This is a genomic window from Longimicrobium sp., from assembly GCF_036554565.1.
In the GTDB taxonomy this organism is placed as follows: domain Bacteria; phylum Gemmatimonadota; class Gemmatimonadetes; order Longimicrobiales; family Longimicrobiaceae; genus Longimicrobium.
This window is the reverse complement of the sequence record NZ_DATBNB010000418.1, coordinates 1-5,593: the sequence shown is the minus strand read 5'-3', so window position 1 is coordinate 5,593 and position 5,593 is coordinate 1. Positions and strand designations below refer to the sequence as shown.

Here is a 5,593-nt window from a genome sequence, read left to right as displayed (position 1 = left end):
GGGCGGGGGCGCGCGGCCCGGGCCCGGCGGCGCGCAGACCATCAACCTCGAAGACCTGGACCTGGGCGGCTCGCCGCTGGGCGACATCTTCGGCTCGTTCTTCGACTTTGGCGGAAAGAAGCGCGGCGGCGGGCGGCCGGGCGGGCCCGAGCGCGGCGAGAACATCGAGTACATGGTCGAGATCCCGTTCCGCACGGCGGTCCGGGGCGGCAAGGTGACGGTGCAGGTGCCGGTGACGGAGGAGTGCGCGAGCTGCCACGGCTCGGGCGCTGCGCCCGGCGCCACGGTGAACACCTGCCCGGAGTGCAAGGGCAGCGGCACGGTGACGTTCGGCGCGGGCGGGTTCGGCGTTTCGCGCCCCTGCCCCATGTGCGGCGCCAAGGGCCGCGTGCCCAGCGAGCCGTGCCCCGCCTGCCGCGGCGCGGGGCAGGTGCGGCGCGAGCGCGCCGTTCAGGTTACGGTTCCCGCCGGCGTGGACACCGGCTCCAAGCTGCGCCTGGCGGGTCAGGGCGAGCGCGGCGCCTCGGGCGGGCAGCCGGGTGACCTGGTGCTCACCTTTCGCGTGGAGCCCGACCGCTTCTTTTCGCGCGACGCGCTGGACCTGAACTGCACCATCCACGTGAACCTGGCCCAGGCCGTGCTCGGCTCAAAGGTGAAGGTGCGTACGGTGGACGGCCCCATGGTGGTGCTGAAGGTTCCGCCCGGAACGCAGCCCGGGCGCCGCTTCCGCATCAAGGGGATGGGCGTGGAAAAGGCCGGCCGCCGCGGTGACCAGTTCGTGAAGGTGCAGGTGGACGTGCCCGAGACGCTGGACGAGCCGGCGCGCAAGGAATTCGAAGAGTTCGCCGCCGCCGCGGGGCTGCGGCACTGAACGGCAGTACCAAGTACGCAGTACCAAGTGCCGGGGCAGATCTGACAGGCACGAAGCTCGCACCCCGCGTACTTGGCACTTGGTACTTGGCACTGAGAACTAGCAAATGAGCCAGACGTTCACCGACGAGAACCTGCTGACCTGGGAAGCCTTCGCCTCGGGGGGACGCTTCGGCCTCTCCATCCGACCCAAGGTGATCTTCCACTGCGTGTCGGACCGGGCCATGCGCGCGCGCTTCGTGGAGTTGCAGGGCGACGAGGCCGATGCCGAGGACATGATCCACGACAGCTCGGTCGACCAACTCCGCGAGATGCTGGCGCAGTCGAAAGAGCTGGACTAAGGTCGGGTTCAAGGATGAGAAACGGGAGCGGCGCCACGTGCGCCGCTCCCGTTTTCACTCCTTCCTTCCGCTCCTCCGACTCGCTTTCAACCACGTTGGTGGATGCGGCCGTCGCATGCTCCGCCACGCCAGCGCTACCATCACCAGCCCGAACGCGATGAGGATCACCTCAGCCCATGGGAAGCCCACACAGCCATCGCATTTTACGATGTCCATCGACTTGCTCGTGGACGGGTGAATCGTCCAACTCCTCAGGAAGAACGGGTGCGACAACCCAGATCTGACTTGTGCGCCAAGTCGTCGACAGCCGCGAGATACTCCCGGATTGCATTCCGGAGGTTCTCGATGGCATCTTCCCTCGTCTCCCCCTCCGACCAGCAGCCGGGCAGATCGGGGCAGCTGACGCTGTAGCCCTCGTGGGTGCGGTAAAGCAGGACCTTGTACATCATGCAGTCTCCCGTGCCCGCTACCTGCCGGCTACGCCGCGATCCGGCCGCCGCCAAGGACCACGTCGCCGCTGAACATGACCGCGGACTGGCCGGGGGTGATGGCGCGCTGCGGCTGATCCAGGACGAGGTTCACCGTGCCGTCCTCCACCGACACGACTCGCGCCGGCACGGCCGAGGCGCGGTGGCGGACCTGGACGCGGATGGCGTCGCCCGCCGCCGGCGGCACGGCGAGCCAGTTCAGGTCATCGATGCGGACGTCCTCGCGCACCAGCTCGTCGGCCGTGCCCACGACCACCTCGCGCGTCGCGGGCCGCGTGCCGATCACGTACAGCGGCAGCGAGCGCCCGCCACCCAGCCCCTTCCGCTGGCCCACCGTGTATCGTGCGTATCCATCGTGCTCGCCCAGCACCTCGCCGGACGAGGTCACCAGCTTGCCGGGCGTGAGCGAGGCGTGCTCGCTCCCCAGTTTGCGGCTGAGGAAGTCGGCGTAGTTGCCCGTGGGCACGAAGCAGATTTCCATGCTCTCCGGCTTTTCGGCCGTGGAGAGACCCAGCTCGCGGGCCTTTTCGCGCACCTCGGGCTTTGTGAGTTCGCCTACGGGGAACAACAGCAGGGGAAGCAGCTCCGGCGGCAGCGCCCACAGGAAGTACGACTGGTCCTTCTTTTCGTCCTGCCCGCGCAGCAGCAAGGGGTTGCCGTCCTCGTCCGTACCCATCCGGGCGTAGTGGCCGGTGGCGATGAAGTCGCAGCCAAGCATGCGGCCGCGCTTCAGCAGGTCGCGAAACTTGGTGTTGCCGTTGCAGCGCACGCACGGATTCGGAGTCCTACCCGCGGCGTACTCCGACACGAAGTCGTCGATCACGTCGCGCGTGAACTCCTTCTCCACGTCGAATACGTAGTGCGGAATGCCCAGCCGGTCCGCCACGCGCTTGGCGTCGAGGATGCCGTCGAGCCCGCAGCACGTTTTGGACGGGCCGTTCGCCTCCGACTCGGATTCCGAGTAGCAGAACGTCTTCATCGTGGCGCCGATGACGTTGTAGCCCTGCTCCACGAGCAGCGCCGCCGCCACCGACGAATCCACGCCGCCCGACATCGCCACGAGGACGGTCTTCTTCTCCATCGCTTCCCTTGTCGTGAAAACCTGCGAGGCCCTCCCCCCGGCCCGCCCCCCGGCCCCCTCCCCGCACAAACTACGTGCGGAGAGGGGGAGAACTGCAAACTGCTTAGAAGCGGACGCGTTCGGCCACAGACGGAAAGACGTCCAGCACGCGGTCGATCTCGGCTTCCGTCGTTTCGCGGCCCAGTGAGAAGCGCACCGACGGGCCGGCGATCTCCGGCGCCACGCCCATCGCCGTCAGCACGTGCGACGGGGTGACCGCGCCGCTGCTGCACGCCGAGCCCGACGACGCGGCGATGCCCTCCAGGTCCAATCCAATCAGCAGCATCTCGGGATCAGCGCCCGGGACGGAGACGTTGCTGATGGTCGGCAGGCGGGGCGCGGCGGCTGCGTTCACCACCAAGCCCGGCACGCGTGCGCGGAGCCCCGCCTCCAGCCGATCGCGCATCGCACCGATGCGCGCCATCACCTCCTCGCGCTCCGCTTCCGCGGCTTCCGCGGCGGCGGCGAATGCGACGGCGCCCGCCACGTCTTCCGTCCCTGGCCGAAGCCCCCGCTCCTGCCCGCCGCCGTGCATCAGAGGCGTCAGCTGGGTGCCCCGGCGGACGAAGAGCGCGCCCACGCCCTTGGGCCCGCCAATCTTGTGCGCGCTGAAGGCGAGGAGCGCGGCCGGGACCTCATCCACCCGCACCCGCAGCTTTCCGAGCGCCTGCACCGCGTCGGAGTGGAACGCCACGCCCGCGTCCCGGCAGATGGCGGCAATCTCATCCACCGGCTGGATGACGCCCACCTCGTTGTTCGCCCACACGATCGAGAGCACGGACGGTGGATCGGTCGCGATGATGTCGCGGATCTGGTCGATGTCAATCGTGCCGTCTCCATCGACCACGATCTCGTGCAGCGAACCGGCCCGGGCCGAGCGCGCCGACTCCAGAACCGCCTTGTGCTCGATGGTGGAGCAGGCAACCGATCTGCTCGGGTCCAGCCCTGCGCGGCCGAGCACGGCCAGGTTGTCGGCCTCGGTGCCGCCGCGGGTGAAGACGATCTCCGCCGGGCTCGCGCCGATCACGGCGGCGAAGCGGGCGCGGGCGTCTTCCAGCGCGGCGCGTGCCTCGCGGCCCCAGCGGTGGATGCTGGACGCGTTGCCCCATCGCTCAGAAAGCACCGCCAGCATGGCGTCGCGCGCCTCGGGGCGCAGCGGCGCGGTGGCGGCGTAGTCCAGGTACACGGGATCGGGCATCGGCATCCGGGGCGTTCGGCTCGTCTTGATAAACGCCAGTGGCGCTTAGGTTTCGCTGGCGCCGCCGCGAGGGTTGAGAGCGGCGCGGGAGCGCACTACATTCCGCGCCAGGACGACCCCTCCACCCGTGCGCTTTTCTGATGATTCCACCGCTTCCCGAAGGCCAGCCGTCGACCTTTCGCACCACCGTGCACGGCACCCTTTTCGGTGAGCGCGCCGTACACGTAGCCGCGGTGGTGCAAGGCGACGAGCTGATCCTGATTCCCGATCCGCCGATGGAGGAGGACCCCGCGGTCTGGGTGCACGCACGCGGCGGTGAGCCGCTGGGGCACCTGCCGCCGGAGATCAACAAGTGGCTGGCGCCGTGGCTTCAGCGCGGCGGCGGCGCCACCGCTACGGCCGTCCGCGTGCACGGGACCGATGTGCCGAGTTGGAAGCGGCTGGTCGTGGAGGTGCACTGCGCTGAGGCGAGTGCGTGAAGGGCAGTGCGTTAGTGCGTTATTGCGAAGCAATGGCCCGCGCGACTCGGGCGTTCGTGTCGCAGCCGCGCCCGGGCTGAGAGGTTTCTCAGGTTAGATCCTTCGGCGCGCCAAGGCTGAGGTACGGGCTGGTGCCCTGCGCTTGCGCCTCTGGATGACAGGCCGTGTGCTCCTGCTCAACCCCCGTCGCACTTTCGCACTTTCGCACTTTCGCACTTTCGTACTCACGCACTCACGCACTCACGCACTTCAAATGCTTCGCACCGGGAGCGCGACCACGTCGTCCACCTGCATGGTTTCGACAACGTAAAACGGCTCGCCGTACTCCGTGCGGATGAGCGAGCCGTAGCGGGCCGCGTGCATGCGCACCTGGTCGTACAGCGGGCGGTCGCCCCCGGGGAAGACTTCGCCGCCCCAGGTCTTGCCGTCGAACTGGCTGGAGTAGCAGTGCACCGCCTGCATCTTCGTCTCCATCTGGTCGGTGATGTCGACGACGAAGCTGGGCTTCACCGGGTCTTCGCGGTACGCCAGCGCGTAGAGGATCTTGTGCGGGCGGTGCGGCTCGCCTGGCGCGTCGAGCTTGACGAGCCCCGCCAGGAAGCAGGCGTCGTACGCCAGCTGCGAGGCGATGCGGTGGTCGGGGTGCCGCCCGGTGATGTACGGGATGATAACCACGCGCGGCCGGAACGCCCTAATGAACCCCGCCAGCAGCCGCCGCGTCTCGGGCGTGTTCTCCAGGCCCGCGTCGGGCAGCCCGGCGTTGCGGCGCGCGGTGACGCCCAGCACACGCGCCGCGGCCTCCGCCTCGGCGCCGCGCAGCTGCGCGCTGCCGTCGGTGCCCCGCTCGCCGGCGGTGAGGTCCAGGATGCCGGTGCGGTATCCCTGCGCCGCCGTCTTCGCCATGGTGCCGCCGCAGAGCAGCTCCACGTCGTCGCGATGCGCGGCGATGGCCAGCAGGTCCACCGGCGGGGCGAGCGTCTGGTCGTCGGTCACGGTCTGCTTGGTTCGAAAAGGATTTGAGGTCGGGACTCGACCGGCTGTGTCGCACGCCGCGGCGGGCCCCTCCCCCGGCCCCTCCCCGCACAAACTACGTGCGG

General features: G+C 69.1%; 7 protein-coding genes. 3 read left to right on the top strand and 4 right to left on the bottom strand.

Features of this window, described 5'->3' with window-relative positions:
- A partial coding sequence (locus tag VIB55_RS11405; protein WP_331876786.1) for a DnaJ C-terminal domain-containing protein occupies positions 1-871 on the top strand: 871 nt, incomplete at its 5' end.
- A gap of 106 nt (positions 872-977) precedes the next feature.
- Positions 978-1,211: a hypothetical protein gene (locus VIB55_RS11400; protein ID WP_331876785.1), complete on the top strand. Its 234-nt coding sequence runs from the start codon at positions 978-980 to the stop codon at positions 1,209-1,211.
- Positions 1,212-1,462: 251 nt separating this feature from the next.
- On the opposite strand, the gene VIB55_RS11395 is transcribed toward VIB55_RS11400, so the two are convergent.
- The 3 genes from VIB55_RS11395 to VIB55_RS11385 all read right to left on the bottom strand — a co-directional run bounded on the left by VIB55_RS11395 (position 1,463) and on the right by VIB55_RS11385 (position 4,017).
- Positions 1,463-1,660, bottom strand: coding sequence for a type II toxin-antitoxin system HicB family antitoxin (locus VIB55_RS11395; RefSeq protein ID WP_331876784.1), 198 nt, complete (start codon positions 1,658-1,660; stop codon positions 1,463-1,465).
- Between the two features lie 28 nt (positions 1,661-1,688).
- Entirely contained in the window at positions 1,689-2,780 is a 1,092-nt protein-coding gene (mnmA, locus tag VIB55_RS11390; RefSeq protein WP_331876783.1) for a tRNA 2-thiouridine(34) synthase MnmA, read from the bottom strand.
- A gap of 103 nt (positions 2,781-2,883) precedes the next feature.
- Positions 2,884-4,017 carry a cysteine desulfurase family protein gene (locus VIB55_RS11385; RefSeq protein WP_331876782.1) on the bottom strand — a complete coding sequence of 378 codons (1,134 nt, stop codon included), beginning with the start codon at positions 4,015-4,017 and terminating at the stop codon, positions 2,884-2,886.
- 140 nt (positions 4,018-4,157) lie between these two features.
- Between VIB55_RS11385 and VIB55_RS11380 the strand changes: the two genes are divergently transcribed.
- Positions 4,158-4,496, top strand: coding sequence for a hypothetical protein (locus VIB55_RS11380; protein WP_331876781.1), 339 nt, complete (start codon positions 4,158-4,160; stop codon positions 4,494-4,496).
- Between the two features lie 249 nt (positions 4,497-4,745).
- Here the strand turns inward: VIB55_RS11380 and bshB1 are convergent, their stop codons facing one another.
- Positions 4,746-5,489: a bacillithiol biosynthesis deacetylase BshB1 gene (gene bshB1 / locus VIB55_RS11375; RefSeq protein ID WP_331876780.1), complete on the bottom strand. Its 744-nt coding sequence runs from the start codon at positions 5,487-5,489 to the stop codon at positions 4,746-4,748.
- Positions 5,490-5,593: the final 104 nt, after the last annotated feature.